General features: G+C 40.1%; 16 protein-coding genes. 8 read left to right on the top strand and 8 right to left on the bottom strand.

Going from position 1 to position 15,759, the window contains the following annotated elements; translation table 11 throughout:
- Nucleotides 1-114: 114 nt before the first annotated feature.
- Nucleotides 115-756: a methyltransferase domain-containing protein gene (locus JWR87_RS14975; RefSeq protein WP_297821537.1), complete on the bottom strand. Its 642-nt coding sequence runs from the start codon at nt 754-756 to the stop codon at nt 115-117.
- A 101-nt stretch (nt 757-857) separates the two neighbouring features.
- Here JWR87_RS14975 and JWR87_RS14970 point away from each other — a divergent pair, with 101 nt between their 5' ends.
- Both JWR87_RS14970 and JWR87_RS14965 read left to right on the top strand, forming a co-directional pair.
- Nucleotides 858-1,280, top strand: a complete 423-nt coding sequence (locus tag JWR87_RS14970; RefSeq protein WP_297821514.1) for an Rrf2 family transcriptional regulator — start codon at nt 858-860, stop codon at nt 1,278-1,280.
- Between the two features lie 43 nt (nt 1,281-1,323).
- Nucleotides 1,324-2,052: a DUF3575 domain-containing protein gene (locus JWR87_RS14965; RefSeq protein ID WP_297821512.1), complete on the top strand. Its 729-nt coding sequence runs from the start codon at nt 1,324-1,326 to the stop codon at nt 2,050-2,052.
- A 55-nt stretch (nt 2,053-2,107) separates the two neighbouring features.
- On the opposite strand, the gene JWR87_RS14960 is transcribed toward JWR87_RS14965, so the two are convergent.
- Nucleotides 2,108-3,058 (bottom strand): NAD-dependent epimerase/dehydratase family protein, encoded by a 951-nt coding sequence (locus JWR87_RS14960; RefSeq protein ID WP_297821510.1) that lies wholly within the window; start codon nt 3,056-3,058, stop codon nt 2,108-2,110.
- 407 nt (nt 3,059-3,465) lie between these two features.
- On the opposite strand from JWR87_RS14960, the gene JWR87_RS14955 reads away from it, so the two are divergent.
- Nucleotides 3,466-4,299 (top strand): MBL fold metallo-hydrolase, encoded by an 834-nt coding sequence (locus tag JWR87_RS14955; RefSeq protein WP_297821508.1) that lies wholly within the window; start codon nt 3,466-3,468, stop codon nt 4,297-4,299.
- A gap of 72 nt (nt 4,300-4,371) precedes the next feature.
- Nucleotides 4,372-5,736 carry a serine hydrolase gene (locus JWR87_RS14950; protein WP_297821506.1) on the top strand — a complete coding sequence of 455 codons (1,365 nt, stop codon included), beginning with the start codon at nt 4,372-4,374 and terminating at the stop codon, nt 5,734-5,736.
- 41 nt (nt 5,737-5,777) lie between these two features.
- Here JWR87_RS14950 and JWR87_RS14945 read toward each other — a convergent pair whose 3' ends face one another.
- From JWR87_RS14945 to JWR87_RS14935, 3 genes are all read right to left on the bottom strand, one after another.
- Nucleotides 5,778-6,002, bottom strand: coding sequence for a hypothetical protein (locus JWR87_RS14945; protein ID WP_297821504.1), 225 nt, complete (start codon nt 6,000-6,002; stop codon nt 5,778-5,780).
- Between the two features lie 36 nt (nt 6,003-6,038).
- Nucleotides 6,039-6,590: a hypothetical protein gene (locus JWR87_RS14940; protein WP_297821502.1), complete on the bottom strand. Its 552-nt coding sequence runs from the start codon at nt 6,588-6,590 to the stop codon at nt 6,039-6,041.
- Between the two features lie 458 nt (nt 6,591-7,048).
- Nucleotides 7,049-7,687, bottom strand: a complete 639-nt coding sequence (locus tag JWR87_RS14935; RefSeq protein ID WP_297821500.1) for a T9SS type A sorting domain-containing protein — start codon at nt 7,685-7,687, stop codon at nt 7,049-7,051.
- 189 nt (nt 7,688-7,876) lie between these two features.
- Here JWR87_RS14935 and mgrA point away from each other — a divergent pair, with 189 nt between their 5' ends.
- Entirely contained in the window at nt 7,877-8,872 is a 996-nt protein-coding gene (gene mgrA, locus JWR87_RS14930; protein WP_297821498.1) for an L-glyceraldehyde 3-phosphate reductase, read from the top strand.
- A gap of 167 nt (nt 8,873-9,039) precedes the next feature.
- Here the strand turns inward: mgrA and JWR87_RS14925 are convergent, their stop codons facing one another.
- On the bottom strand, nt 9,040-9,312 hold the full coding sequence (locus JWR87_RS14925; RefSeq protein WP_297821496.1) for a hypothetical protein: 273 nt from the start codon (nt 9,310-9,312) through the stop codon (nt 9,040-9,042).
- A 392-nt stretch (nt 9,313-9,704) separates the two neighbouring features.
- Between JWR87_RS14925 and JWR87_RS14920 the strand changes: the two genes are divergently transcribed.
- A complete protein-coding gene (locus tag JWR87_RS14920) occupies nt 9,705-10,598 on the top strand; it encodes a class I SAM-dependent methyltransferase (RefSeq protein WP_297821494.1) in 894 nt (297 codons plus the stop codon).
- A 154-nt stretch (nt 10,599-10,752) separates the two neighbouring features.
- Here JWR87_RS14920 and JWR87_RS14915 read toward each other — a convergent pair whose 3' ends face one another.
- On the bottom strand, nt 10,753-11,538 hold the full coding sequence (locus JWR87_RS14915) for a DUF2231 domain-containing protein (RefSeq protein ID WP_297821492.1): 786 nt from the start codon (nt 11,536-11,538) through the stop codon (nt 10,753-10,755).
- Between the two features lie 127 nt (nt 11,539-11,665).
- Between JWR87_RS14915 and JWR87_RS14910 the strand changes: the two genes are divergently transcribed.
- Both JWR87_RS14910 and JWR87_RS14905 read left to right on the top strand, forming a co-directional pair.
- A complete protein-coding gene (locus JWR87_RS14910) occupies nt 11,666-12,658 on the top strand; it encodes a hypothetical protein (protein ID WP_297821490.1) in 993 nt (330 codons plus the stop codon).
- Between the two features lie 209 nt (nt 12,659-12,867).
- Nucleotides 12,868-14,040: a hypothetical protein gene (locus JWR87_RS14905; protein ID WP_297821488.1), complete on the top strand. Its 1,173-nt coding sequence runs from the start codon at nt 12,868-12,870 to the stop codon at nt 14,038-14,040.
- 130 nt (nt 14,041-14,170) lie between these two features.
- On the opposite strand, the gene prfB is transcribed toward JWR87_RS14905, so the two are convergent.
- Nucleotides 14,171-15,269 (bottom strand): peptide chain release factor 2 gene (gene prfB / locus JWR87_RS14900; protein ID WP_297821486.1). Its coding sequence is split into 2 segments (ribosomal slippage): nt 14,171-15,220 and nt 15,222-15,269, totalling 1,098 coding nucleotides; the frame shifts between segments, so codons are not numbered across the junction.
- Nucleotides 15,270-15,759 lie beyond the last annotated feature (490 nt).

Raw genomic sequence — 15,759 nt, 5'->3', positions numbered from 1 at the left:
CAAGCCAAAACCAAAACCCTTGAATCTCTTCGAAATTGTCTGCACGGTGTACAACGCTACTTCCTGACATGTTGCAATGAATGAGGAAAATTTTGAGTGCATAAAGTCGACAACTTATTCTGTACAGCCGTGGCACTTTTTATAAACAGAAGAACAGATAAAATTTTTAAAAAAGGTTCTGGACGAAATCAGCTTGTACTTATACTGATGGAATAATACCGTAGTATCATGTAGGCTATTGGCTTCAATTTGACAAACTAATTTAAAAAAGAGATACATAAGTTTTAACAGCATGTGCTGCCACAATACACCTTTCTTAATTGGTTGAAGGTCGACAAATAACCACATACCGTCGGGTACTAAACAACCATCTATCTTTTGGAAAACCTGGTTCGAAGTAATTGAAGAAAAGTTATCAAAAAGAAAGGGAGTTATTACTATATCAAAATGATTAGGAAATTCTACTTCCTCTATGGTCTTATTAATAAAAATGACTTCATTGAAACCTGCGTTTCTTTTTTCTGACATTGAAACCATTTTTTCTGACGGCTCTACATACGCTATCTCCAGTCCTTCGGAATGCACTTTAGCAATTTCTTCTAAAATCCACCCGGTGCCTCCTCCAACAATCAAAACAGTACTTTTGGCCGGTATTGCTTCTACCAAAAATCTTTGAGCGTTTATTATGGCATTACCAAAGACCATTTTTGAAAGAAAGTCATAGAAAGAAGCAATATTGTTGTAATTACTTGTCATCTCAATGCAAAAGTAGATGCCAATGTTAGCGTATCGAAATAAGGATTACTGAAAACGGAATAATTAATAACACTAATTTTAATTTTAATAAAAATGGTTCTATGCTTTCAATGAAGACGCAGTATGCTTTTAAAGCATTAATGTATATGGCACAGCAGGATAAGCAAAGGCCTATTTTGATTGCAGAAATATCAGAGCAAAAAACCATCCCCTTAAAATTTCTTGAGAATATCTTATTGCAATTAAAAAAAGCGGGAATACTTGATAGTAAAAAAGGAAAAGGCGGCGGCTATTTGTTTGCAAAAAACCCAGGTGAAATTAAACTGGCAACAGTAATGCGACTGATGGACGGCCCCATATCGCTACTGCCGTGTGTAAGCCTTCACTTCTATACAAAATGCAAAAATTGCGACGAAAATTACTGTGGACTTAACAGGGTTATGTTGCAGGTTCGAGATGCTTCTTTGGCTATTTTAGAAAATAAAACAGTGACGGATATTGCTGGTAACAGTATAATATTATAAATGCACTTGGCGTTAAAGTTGCTAGTTTATTAAAAATAGTAAAATGAATATAAGGACGTTACTGCCGGTATTGGTTTTTCTAAGTTATCTTCCTGCTAAGTCACAAATCATAGAAGGCAAAAATATGGCGAAAGTAAATTTGTCTGCTTTTGTTGGCAAAGGCTTCGGCCTACAATATGAAAGGCAAATAGGAAAAAGACTTACAGTTGCTTTAGGATACAGTAAAATTCCGACCTCGAACATTGCTTTTAAATCTTTTATTGAAAGCCAAATTGATGATCCTGATATTAAGATAGGAGACTTTAAACTAGGCACTTCTATTTTCACACCCGAGGTTAGATATTACCTGGGAAAAAAAGGCGCGTTCCATGGCTTTTATCTTGCCCCCTACGGAAGATTTGGCCGTTACAATCTTCAGGGACCCATTACATATACTACTTCAACCAATACTAAAAGAGATCTTGTATTTACCGGATCACTCAATTCGGCAACGGGGGGGCTAATGTTAGGTAGCAGCTTTAATTTACACAAGCGTTTGTTCTTAGATTGGTGGATCATTGGGGGAAGCATCGGAAGTGCTAATGGAAATTTTATAGCTCAAACCCCGCTCAGTGAGTCAGAACAGCGATCTCTTCGCGAGGAACTTGAAAGTATAGACGTTGCATTTACTTCAATTAAATCTACTGTAAATAGTAGTGGCGCTACCATTATTACGTCAGGAACTATGGTTGGTGTAAGAGGTTTAGGTATTAACCTTGGAATCAGATTTTAGGCTGCAACGAGATTAATAAAAACAAAGAGCATAAGTGCTGGTGCTCTTTGTTTTTTTATTGCTGTAAGTTTTTCAGCATATCTTCTGTCATGCGTTCTATACCAAATTCAGGCTTCCACCCCCAATCATTTTTAGCCTCGCTATCATCAATACTTTTAGGCCAGCTATCAGCTATATTCTGCCTGCTGTCAGGCTGGTATTTTATGGTAAAGTCAGGAAAATGCTTTTTAATTTCTGAAGCAATATCGCCGGGAGAAAAACTCATAGAACCGATATTATATGAAGACCGTACTTTTATTTTAGACGCATCAGCTTCCATTAATTCAATTGTGGCCCGTATGGCATCAGGCATATACATCATAGGCAGGTACGTGTCCTCATTTAAAAAAGAGGTATAATGCCGGCTGCTTAAAGCGTCATGAAAAATCTCAATCGCGTAGTCTGTTGTACCACCTCCCGGCTGCGACTTATAACTGATCAAACCAGGATATCTCAAACTCCTTACATCAATCTTATACCTGTTGAAATAGTATTCGCACCATCGCTCCCCCGCAAACTTACTAATGCCGTAAACAGTCGTAGGTTCAATAGTCGTGTGTTGAGGTGTATTGTCTTTTGGCGAATTAGGGCCAAAAACAGCAATACTACTTGGCCAATAAATTTTTGCCAGATTTTCTTCTTTCGCAACCTCTAAAACGTTCAAAAGACTTTGCATATTAATGTGCCATGCAAGTGTTGGATTTTTCTCTCCCGTCGCACTTAAAATTGCAGCCAGTAAATAAACCTGCGTAATGTTATATCTAAGAACAAGCACATGAAAAGTTTCCTTATTCATAATATCCAGCGAAACGTACGGCCCTGTCCCCTTCAATAAAGGATGCTCCTCCCTCAAGTCACTCGCAATCACTACACCTTCACCGTATATCTTTCTAAGTTGTAAAGTCAATTCTACTCCTATTTGTCCGCACGCTCCTACCACCAATATTTTTTCGTCTCTGTTAGGCATATGATGTATCTGTTGATGTATATTTTCTGGTTCCGGTCATTCTAACTACTCCCGTCATTGTTGCGTCGCACCCTTGTACTGTATATCTTCAGCAGCTCCCGTTTCATTTTCAAAGGTTGATTAAAAAAATGAAGCAGCAAAAAGCGCAGGTTTTATTGAACGTGTTTTGCCACTTAGAAATTTCAGTTCAAACTCAAGTCGTATAATACTTAGAAATAACCTGGACAAAACCATTAAAGTCTTAAATTTCTACTAAGTCTTAAAACAATGCCACATAAAACTGTAACCTTTTACATTGTTGATAACGTTGCTGCCTTTAGCATTACAAATTAGTTTTTACACAGCTATATAAAAAGGACAAATACTTTTTAACCAATTCCCCAAAAACCTGCTTTCTTTGCTTCGTTATGTCCTTATTTATCACTTCTCTCAACTCTGGCAGCAATGGCAATTGCTACTACGTAGGCAACCAAAATGAAGCAATTTTGGTTGATGTAGGAATCTCTTGCCGCGAGGTTGAAAAACGATTGAAGCGGCTTGGATTGAACATCCAGAAAATAAAAGCAGTTTTTGTATCGCATGAACATAGCGACCACATCAAGGGAATTTGTACGCTTGCAAAGAAATACGAGGTCCCTGTTTACATAACCGCGCCTACACTTTTGCAGTGTCATTTTAACATGCCGGAACATCTGGTAAAATCCTTTGTGCCCGATGAACCTATCCTTATAGGTGAACTCGCTATTACTGCCTTCGCAAAACTGCACGATGCATGTGACCCTTATAGTTTTGTTGTTGAATACAACAAAGTAAACGTGGGTGTTTTTACCGACATAGGCGCTCCTTGTAAAAATTTAATAAAGCACTTCAAAAATTGCCACGCAGCCTTTTTAGAAGCCAACTTCGATGAGGGAATGCTTGAAGAAGGAAATTATCCCTACTTCCTCAAAAAGCGAATAAGCGGTGGAAATGGACACCTAAGCAATACCCAGGCTTTGGACCTGTTTAACCATCACCGGCCTGCTTTTATGACCCACCTTATTCTTTCCCACCTTTCAAAGAATAATAATTGCCCTGTACTGGTACAGAAGCTTTTTGACGAAAATGCCAAGGGAGTAGAAATCGTTGTAGCATCCCGATTCGAAGAAACGCCCGTGTACAATATTTACGGCCCCGTAAATCGAAAACTAAGATTAGCGCATTCCTCACTTACATCTCAGTTAGCCTTTGCCTTTACCTAGTTTAAAAAGAACTGCGACCGGGATAGTGAAATGAAAAAAGGGCACTAACTTCCATATTTAGACAACAACCGAATGCTGCTGTATCTCCTACTTCTATTATTGTTTTTGTCAATCGGAATTTTCCTGGTTACAAAAGTATTTCCTATCATCGCCGGATACGGAGCTAAAGTAATGTGCTCTAATGTTTTTGTTTGCGAAAGATTGGCTGAAGATATTATTAAGAACGAACTAGGGTCATTTCCTCTAAACCTTGGGAGTTATATAATTAACAAACAGGAGAGATCCGTAACGGGTACAGTGCTGGGACTGGCAAAAATGAAAGCTGTTTATAGAGAGGGATTGGGTGCGACTCTGATAATTGGAGTAGAAGAAAGAGAGTTAATAGAACAGGCAAGTACAATAATAACCGGTCCGATAGTAACCACAGGAACATTTAATTGGCCACTTGCAAATAAAGTAAAAAGTACTGGTAGTCCGCTCATTGATCATGAACAATTAAAGGCCGCTTTAGCTGAAGCATTCTTTGATGTCGGGAACAAAAGAGGTACAAGGGCTGTTGTGGTAGTGTATGACGGAGAAATTGTTGCCGAACAATATGCTGAAGGGTTTTCAGCTAACACAAAACTAGCCGGGTGGTCTATGGCCAAAAGTATCACCAGTGCACTCATCGGCATCCTGGTACAACAAAATAAGCTTGATATTTATGCACCTGCACCTATAGCAGAATGGCAAAACGACGAAAGAAGCAAAATTACTATAGCTCATCTCCTTAATATGAGCAGCGGTCTAAAATGGTGGGAATACTACATGGCCCCCAGCGACGCAACAAACATGCTGTACCAGGAAAAAAATATGGGCCGGTTTGCCATCCACAAAAAACTTAAAGATGAGCCGGGCTCCAAATTCTATTATTCAAGTGGTTCAACAAACATTCTCTCCAATATCATTCGAAGTATCGTTGACGAAGCAGATTATCATCGCTTTCCCTACGACCAGTTGTTTCATAAAATCGGAATGAATAATACCGTTTTTGAAGTAGATGCCAGCGGCACTTTTGTAGGCTCATCTTATTGTTTTGCAACCGCATCTGACTGGGCACGTTTTGGCTTACTGTATTTAAATGATGGTATTTGGAACGGCGAAAGAATCTTGCCCGAAGGTTGGGTCAGTTTCACTACCAATCCAACCACTGCCAAAACTGCTAAAAAAGAAGGAAGTTATGGCGCTCACTGCTGGCTTAATAAAGCTACCGCTCATGCACCCAAAAAGTATCCTCTTGTACCAGATGACTGCTATCGTTGCCAGGGTTATGAAGGTCAATATGTATGGATTATACCTTCGGAAAAATTAGTGGTCGTTCGGCTAGCGCTCGAAAAAGGGAATGAATTGGATCCCAATATTTTTCTGCCGGAAGTGATTAAAGCGTTTAAAAGATAATTACAACTACTACATACCAGGTTTTACGCTATCTCTTACTGTTATTCTCTTGCCTGATATGCTATCAATTCCAAGGTTTCGAAATAAAAGTCCGGTGTAGCCAAAAACTTTTCCAATACTTTTCCATTTAATGCTTTGTTTACATCATCGGTTTCAACAACCGGCCCCCATTTGCTGTTTCCTTTTCCCCACAATTCCTGGTGAACACGTCTGCTATTCACCAGGTTGAAAACAATATGTTTTAGAGTATTCAGCCGTAGGAACATACTTCTTCCTTCCTGATCACTCCTTTTAGATCCTGCCTATTTAAAAAGTCCTTTTATTTTGTCAACTACCCCACCATTCCCAGTAAAAAATGCTTTCAGATCATCAAGATCTACATCGCCATCACCATCTTTATCCATACTTCCTTTAAACTTTGTCATCATCGCCTGAACGTTCAGGCCATCCGTTTTTCCGCCACTCACCTCGCTAAAAATCTTTTGGATATTAAAGCTGTTGTCTGCAGGGTCCGCTGTTTTTTGTACCAGTCTCTTTAACACCGTTGGTATTAAGTTGTTAGCTATGTTCGCTGCCTGTTGCACGTTCAGGCCGAAGCGGCTTTGCAACCGGTCCATGAAAGTTCCGGTAGCTTGTTGTGTAACAGGGCTCGCTGCAACGTTCTCGCCAGTACCATTAAAAAGATTAGCTACTTCCTTTACGTTTCCACCAGATAAAGACGTTTTCAAAGAATTCTCTATGGCAGTGCTAGCTTCCTGCACTGCTTCTTCATTTCGTTCATTAGGAATGGCCGTATTGTGTATGATAAGGGCATCGGCATTTTGTTTTACGAGGCTGTTCAAATTTTCTACCATAAAAGTTGATTTAGTTAGATAAATAAAGATAGTGTGCTATAAAATCTGTTCCAAGCTGAACAGCTAGTTCAAATGCAAGTCCGTGTAATTTTTCACTCCCTGGAAACCAGACTACATTAACAGCTGTGTGAGAGACAATCATTTAAAGTAGCCTTCTAAATTCACAAGGGCCCCGGGAGGAGTATCAGTATCTAATTCTGAATTGAAATGCCGCAGCAATGAAACTTTCTTTTGTAAATCTCAATCTCGAAAAAGTGGCTAAACAAAGCGCCAACTGCCTCAATAAAATTAAGATTAGTAGATTTTATTTCTCGTACTGCCGCATAAGGCCAACATTAGTTGCAGAGATTGATATACCGGTGAAGCCTTTACTTATAATAAAGTTGTTTGTATCCATTTTACGCAGGGTAAAAAAAGGGAAAAAGGCACACCTACATGTTTCAGAAATCAAAAAACTTCTATTGCAGCAACACTTGCTTATTGATCCTTGTATCACCCCCGTTGGAAAACTGTAAGAAATAGATTCCGCGACCAAGATTTTGGGGAAGATTAATTGTCTGAGTTAACGAACCATTTGATAAGTCAAGGGAGGGGGCAAAAACTTTTTGACCCGAGTTGCTGTACAGACTGATTGCATACTTTCCACTATTAATGTTGCTTAACTGCAGGTTGAGCACACCGCCCCTGACAGGATTAGGAAGCACCATAACATTTGTTCGACCAAAGCCCCTATCGACCTCTATGATATTGCTAAAAGTTTCATAGCCTCTCTTATCGAGGGTACGCAAACGATAATAATTAAGGCCTTCAACAGGACTGGCGTCTAAAAAAGTATAGCGGTACGAACCGGCATTATTTTGAGCCACAAGAGTTCCAATATTTGTAAAAGATGAGCCGTTTGCACTCTTTTGAATTTCGTGGCTGGTTAAATCAGTTTCGTATAATGCGGTCCACGAAAGTTGTATTGCACTTCCCTTGTGGAGTGCCTCAAAATTAGTTAGTGAATTTTTTGTTGTAGTATTTTGTCCAATGCTCTCAAATGGAAATGACACCGTAGAAAAAATCAAAGAAGCGACTAGTAAAAAAGCGTTTTTCATAAAATACCAGTTTGTTATAGTTGGTCTTATACAACATGTATGCCTTTTTTGCATGCGTTATGTTTTCGGCGAATCGTATCTGCAAAGTTGATTCAGGCCTGATTTTTTCAGTTTTAAGAACGCATAAATAAACCCTCCGCAGGCAAAAAAGAGATATGCATTATTTTTAAGAATAAATACCAATAATATATGTCATCGTACACACCATCGGCAGAAAGATATAAAACAATGGAATATAGACGTTGCGGAAGAAGTGGATTATTGCTTCCGGCAATTTCGCTTGGGCTTTGGCACAACTTCGGTGACGTTGATGATTACAAAAACTGCCGCAAAATTTTACAGCACGCCTTTGATAGCGGCATCACACATTTTGACCTTGCAAATAACTACGGCCCGCCTCCGGGCTCGGCCGAAGAAAACTTTGGACACATTCTTAAAAAAGATTTTGAAGGTTACAGGGATGAAATGATTATTTCTTCAAAAGCGGGCTATAAAATGTGGGAAGGGCCGTATGGTGAGTGGGGTTCAAAAAAATATCTTATATCCAGTCTGGACCAAAGTCTCAGAAGGATGAGGCTTGATTATGTAGATATTTTTTACAGTCATCGGCCAGACCCAACCACGCCCCTTGAGGAAACAATGGGTGCTTTAGATTTGATAGTCAGGCAAGGAAAAGCACTTTATGTGGGAATATCTAATTACCAGCTTCCGGAGGCGGAAAGGGCTATGCAAATTTTAAAGGATTTAGGAACTCCTTGTATTATTCACCAGCCTAAATATTCTATGTTTGAGCGGTGGGTTGAGGGCGGCTTGCTAAGTTTACTTGAGCGTGAAGGAGTCGGCTGTATCCCATTCTCACCACTTGCGCAGGGATTGCTAACAAACAAATATCTGAAGGGAATACCCGAAGACTCACGGGCGGCAAAACCTACCGGATTTTTGCAGGAAAACCAGGTAACACCTGAAACGGTAGATAAAATTGCAAGGTTAAATTACATCGCCCAGGAGAGAGGACAAACCCTTGCCCAGATGGCTCTTTCATGGTTACTTAAAGACGAACGAATCACATCAGTATTGATTGGTGTCAGCAAATTAGAGCAACTCGAAGATTGTCTCCAGGCTTACTCCAGAACCATTTTTAACGAGGAAGAATTAGACAGGATTGAACATATTTTGAATCAATAAATCGAACTATAAATGGGAGCGATCCATTTATAGCATATTGTCCTTTCGCCTTACATAATGAAGTGTGGTATTACCCAAAAACAGGTAAGCCTGACCATCATCGTCTATAAAAACTGTAGGAACAGCAGCATCCCGGCCAGGAAAATATCCGGGATGTCTGGATGAAGCTATAGTTCGCCTTGCTTAGCAGCTTTTGACTTCTTCGACAATCCCGCAACAAATGCTACTAATGAACCAGCAAGTATTCCAATGATTGCAGCTTTCATTAATACTACCCACGGAAAACCATTTCCTTTAAATGAATAAATGATTGCGATAATTAATCCTACTATGAAGCCTCCCGCAAGGCCGGCCCAAACAGCATTTCTATTTTTTGAGAACAGTACTAATAAAACTAAGGAGATAAGTGCGAGGACATTCCAGATATTAAGTGTCAGCATTGTTTAATGAGTATTATAATTTTTACAATTATGGCAAACAATGGTTGAACCAATATAAAATGGGAAAGTGTTTTTTTAACTATGTATAATTTCATCAACAAGTCAGATAGCATCCAACACAAACCCAACTAACATTAGAACAACTTGCTGTTTACATCAAATCACCCAGCGGTTGGCGGCAATTCCCTATTCAACCAAGTCAACAACCATTCCGAACACCCATGGGTTTTTGCCAGGCCCATAACTACTTGCCACCTTCTCAACCATTTTTTTGCACCTATTTTAAAAGTTACAGAAAGTATTTATCTTTCTATATCCCCAAGAGAGCTGGACGCCAGCAGCGTTTGGAGTTTGCTCTTTTTTAAAATCAAGTTTAATAAATCAACTCTATTATGGAAACAGCTACGCCTCCATTTGACCCGGTAAAATACAAGAACACTACCCACGATCAGTGGCAGTCGGCAGCAGAAGCATGGTATAAATGGAGCAACACGCTAAATAAATGGTTGGGGCCAGCGACGGATAAAATGGTAGAAATGGCTGGTATTGCAACTGGCCACCGGGTACTTGACGTTGCCGCTGGAGCCGGTGAACAATCTATAACAACGGCCAGGAAAGTGGGACCGTCTGGTTATGTTTTGGCAACGGACATTTCTTCGAATATTTTGGAATTTGCCCGGAAAATGGCGCAACAAGCCGGGCTAAACAACATAGAGACGAAGGTTATGGACGGCGAAAATCTAACATTACAAGATGAAACTTTCGATGCAGTTATTTCAAGAGTCGGCCTTATCTATTTTCCAGACCAGCAAAAAGCCTTAAAAGAAATGTTGCGGGTGTTGAAGCCCGGCGGTAAAGTTGCGGCCATCGTTTATTCAACTCCTGAAAAAAATAAATTTTTCTCGGTACCCGTTTCTATTATTCGCAATCGTGCAAAGCTACCACCACCTCTACCCGGTCAGCCCGGTCCATTTAGTTTAGGAGCCGAAGGTATTATTGAAAAAACCTTTCAACAAGCGGGCTTCAAAAATGTACAGTCAGAACGCGTTAACTCTCCTTTGCTGCTTCCATCAGCGAAAGAATGTGTTCGATTTGAAAAGGAATCTTTTGGTGCGTTACACCAAATGCTAAGCGGATTGCCAGACGCCGAAAAAGAATCGGTTTGGGAGGAAATTGAGATGGAACTAAAAACATTTGAAACAGGAAATGGCTTTGAGGGGCCTTGCGAAATGGTGGTGGCAGTAGGTGAAAAAGTATACATTACAAACGAAGTTCGTGTTTCGTAAAGGGCTATTATTATGGAAAAAAGGTACAATAAAGATGAAAACCTGAACGGAGCGCCGCAACCGGAGCCCAAACAAAGAGGTTAGCTGGTACACAAAAAAAACTTTCTCCCTGCGACCTCCCAATTTAGTTTTTAACTACCAGTTTCCGCCTTCTCTACAACATCAAAAAAACCTTTCCCTCCCCTTCTGTAACGAGGTACGTTGGAATTTTACCGGTTGCAGGCCCCGCTTTTACTGCACCTGTTGCAACATCGAACTGGCTTCCGTGCCAGGGGCATTGTACTGTTCCGCAAATCATTGCGCCGCCGGCAAGAGAACCTCCCTTATGTGAACAGCGGTCATCAAAAGCAACAAAACCTTGCTCTGTCCTGGCAACCACTATACGTTTATCTTTTGCATGTATAAGTTTCATCTGGTCAACCTGCAGCTCATCAATTGCACAGACTTCTAATCGCCCCGACGCCGTTTCAAAGTATTGTTCTTTCCATTTGCCTGAGCTTGCATACCGTACGTCAATTCCGATCTGGTTTTTGTGTACCAGGGTTCCGCCCAACCAACCTGCATAACAGGTAAGCACAACCCCAATAAATTCTAAGCCAATAACTATGTAAGGCGGAAAATGATCGATGTGCTTGCAGTATAAAGCAATACCAAATATGAGCAGGACGGCAGTATTTACGATACCATGTGTCGCTGCACGCTGTTTAGCTGAACTTTTTGGCGGCACTGTATACGTGTAATCGATGATACCCGGAATAGCAGCACACACAGCAGCAATAATTCCCGCAGAATGAAGATATTGACCGGTTAACCCGAAAGCAACGTCGTCTTTAATGATACGCAGTGAGTCGAACACAAGGGTGCCAATATAAAACGCCAGGGGGAAACATACCAATATAGGATGTATAGGATGACTTTTGATGTGGGCTTTACTTCTCATAAGCGTTTACAAAATTTGCAGCAAAAAGCTTACCCGCTAGCTGGCACCAGGTGCTCCAATATTTTAAAAGCCCAACCTCAAATTAAGAATATAATATCTTTACCCACTTACAGAAACAGCATGAGAAATGATAATCTTATCTTACTTAAGAACCATTACAAGGTTCAGGAAAGAATTAAAAATACAGCAGCATTACATCAATACATTTTTAAACCCTTATCTGGAAGAACTACAGAAAAAACATGCAGGTACTTTTGATGAAGAGCAATTAAAAAAGATAAGACAGTACTATGGCTTATTTATTCCTACCATTCTCTGCTCAAGCTATAAACATTTATACAATGAAAACTACACCAGTCCTGAAAGAAAAAGAGCCACGCTTTTTGGAATACTGACACCGGTGGGCGACGACTTATTTGATATTGACAGGCTGGATGTGGATGCTATAAATGAAATTACTTATCATCCTGAACGCTACCAGGCTCAAACTTTTTCAGCACACGTTGCCAAGGAAATACAATCTTTTATGCTGAAAGATGTACCTAACAAAAAGGAATACCTTGCAGCCGCAAAAAATGTGTTTGAGATACAACTGGAAACCATAAAACAAACGGACCCTGCAATAAACGATGAGGAGCTTGAACGCATAACGTATGCAAAAGGTGGCCACTCTGTTATCATCTATCACCAGATAATGGAAAACCCCGCCAGTGCGGCTATGTGGAAAGTATTGTTTTACGTGGGTAGTTTGATGCAATTTGGAAACGATCTTTTCGATATGTGTAAAGACCTTCGCGACGGCATCATTACACTTCCCGACCGTTGTGCTGATTACAGCAGATTGAAAGCATTATTTATGTCGAGGGTAAAGGAATGCAACCGCCTCATTTATGCCCTTCCCTACCAGCAACATAAAAAAGAAGAATTCGCTATTGCCATGCACCTCGTTATTAGCAGAGGTGTTGTGGTAATAGATAAGATGATCGGTTTAGAGCGGCAGTTAGGCAAACCGTTAAATTACAAAAACATGAGTCGAAAACAGTTGGTTTGCGATATGGAGAAAACAAAAAATGTATTAAAGTGGCTGTATTATGCTTACAAGCTTCCAAGGCTTACTTAAACTTTTGTCATTACTACAACAGCTATGCTTGTGTTATTTAAGTATCCGAAAAATTTTTTTTACCGCGCAGCACTGCCACTATTAGACTTCCGTTGCGTCGCACGCGTGTACGATTTTTTAAATATTCAGCCAATGCTCCCATCTATCAAGCGTCAAATGATTATCAATTTAAACCACTCAGGCGCTTCGCCGTTAAGCCACCTTTCCCTATGAGAAGAACCGTATATATTTTACTCTTTTCTGTTTTTTCATCTTATTCTTTTGCAAATAATGATACCGTTTTAATAAATGCGTTGGTAAAGGATATTGCAGCAATGCAGGTGAAACAAGATGATGGTGAATTTTATGCCGGCATGTTCTACGGAACAAGAGAATGTGGAGGAATTCCTCATAATCTTCAGCCCGATAACAACATTTTTTTTACAGCAATCACGGCTTTCGCTTTTAAAAACATGATTCCTTTCCTGGATGAAAAAAACAAACGGGTTGTACAAAATATTGTCTCACAAGCTGCGTCAACTTATCCAAATTTCAAGAACAGGTTTGGTTACCCATTTTATAATTTCTGGCCAACCTACTCCCCCATCATGCCCCACACTTATTACTTTAAATATTTAAAGGTTGTTTTTGGCCAGGGCGAAGACGCGGACGATACGGTTATGATATTAATGACTTCAGATAACAGCGACAGTGTAAACACGCTTGCCAAAAAAAGGATGATTGGTGTAAGTAACCTCAGCAGACGAAAAATAATTTCAACCTTCAGAAAATACAGAAATCTGCCCGCCTACAGCACCTGGATGGGCTTTAAAATGACTCCTGACTTTGATTTTTCTGTTCAGTGTAACATTATGTACTTCATGCTCGAAAAAGGGCTGCCGTTAGTAAAGCAAGACACAGCAACTTTAGAATACATTACCGAAATGGTAAAAAACAGGTACTATAAAACAAGGCCTGTTTATATATCGCCTTATTATGTAAAGACACCTGTTTTGTTATATCATTTAACCCGGCTAATGGGTGCTTTCAAAATCCCTCAACTGCAACCATATACACCTCAGTTAGTAGCAGACATCCGGAAAGAATTGGAAGAAAGCACCAATGTGATGGATCAAGTAATATTGCGAACAGCACTGCTTCGATTAAATGCTGAAGCGCCTCCACTTGATCTAAATACAATAGAAGAATTTGAAAAAAGCAACCAGCAGAAGTATTTATTCTTCCAGGCCAGACCTGCCTTTTCATACCCCACACCTTTCAAACAAATTTTTCTTCACTGGAGCTACATCAACTACTATTTCTACTGTCCTGCCTATAATAAAACCCTATGGCTGGAGTATTTGGTTGAGAAGAATAAGAGCGCACCCCCTAAATTTCACTAAAGGGGAACTTGCAAGAGCGCGGTAGTTTTGGAGAGATAAAAAACGTTGAGACCCTCTTAATTTTTTTACAAAAAATGTTATTAAATTTATTAGTGTTGCTTCAAGTTGCGTTTTACGGGTCTTAGTGGTCCTACGGAGCTGCTTCAACTTCCTTCTGCATCATTAAATAAGCTTTAATAAAGCCGTCAAGGTCACCGTCCATCACCGGTCCCACATTACCCACTTCATAATCAGTTCTATGGTCCTTAATCATTTTATATGGGTGAAAAACGTAAGAGCGGATCTGGCTGCCCCATTCTATCTTTTTCTTGCTGGCGTTGTTGGCGTTCTTAATTGCTTCGCGTTTTCGCATCTCTTCTTCATGAAGTCGGCTCTTCAGCATCTTCATCGCCTTTTCACGGTTTTCGCCCTGCGTTCTCGCCTGCTGGCATTCCACTATAATTCCCGAAGGTTTGTGTGTTAGCCGCACTGCAGTTTCCACTTTGTTTACGTTCTGCCCGCCTGCACCGCCGCTTCTAAAGAAAGCCCATTCTACATCACTGGGATTAACTTCAATTTGAATGGTATCATCAATAAGAGGGTAAACATATACACTGGCAAACGATGTATGCCTTCGGGCATTGCTATCAAATGGAGAAATTCGAACCAGACGATGCACGCCGCTTTCAGCTTTTAAAAAGCCGTAAGCAAATGCACCTTCAAACTGAAGCGTAGCACTTTTAATACCTGCTCCATCACCTTCCTGCAAGTCAAGCTCCGTCACGTTCCAGCCTTGCTTCTGGCCATACATCCGGTACATACGCATGAGCATTTCCGCCCAGTCCTGGCTCTCCGTACCACCAGCTCCGGGATTAATTTGCATGATAGCAGTGAGTTCGTCTTCGGGCTCGTTCAGTGTACTCTTAAACTCCGCTTCTTCAATAGCTGCTGTAGCAAGAGTATAAGCTTCTTTAGCCTCCTCCTCACTTGCCTCACCCGCTTTCCAAAATTCAAACAACACAGCAAAGTCCTCTACCGCTGTTTCAACGGCATGGTAAAGCTTTGTCCAAAACTCACTTAATTTTATTTCTTTCAGAATGCCGGTTGCACGACCATTGTCATCCCAAAAGCCGGGTGAAAGTGAAAGCTGCTTATCATTATCTATTTTAGCCTGTCGATTATCGACGTCAAAGAAACCTCCTTAGGACGGCAACTCTGTCCCTCATTTCCTTAATCTGTTCTTGTGTCATAGCTGCAAAAGTAAGGGATTGAGGAATTGCCAGACAGGTAAATTCTTTTGGCTGGTTGATGGCTAAATTGCCTGTGAATGATTCATCATCTACTTTAGCAATTTGGCCGAGCGTTTAAATTTAACCCCGAAATAGAAGTGTAATTTTGAGAAAAACATTTTATGGATACCATACAGCCCACTCCCTCTGCATTTGCACAACTGGTGGATAAACTTCGAAACAAAAGTGAGGAAGAACTGAATATGTTGTATCTGAAGTTTTTTCTGTTGAACTAGCAGACGAATGTGGGCAAATTACAAATGATAATTACCTCTTTCACCTCGCTATTCAAAACAATTGCGTCTTTATCATAGGTGCCGACTGTTCATTAATAGTGTCAATTAGAAACCAATTCCTGTTTATACTTCAAGTTGGCTTCTTAATATTTTCGTACTGATTACTAATTTTTTCTATACCTAAGGAAAACAAAGCTTTCTTCGGTACCATTTTT

The sequence above is a fragment of the Segetibacter sp. genome (assembly GCF_025963695.1).
GTDB lineage: Bacteria > Bacteroidota > Bacteroidia > Chitinophagales > Chitinophagaceae > Segetibacter.
Note: the sequence above shows the minus strand (reverse complement) of the source record. Positions and strands in the feature narration are given on the sequence as shown.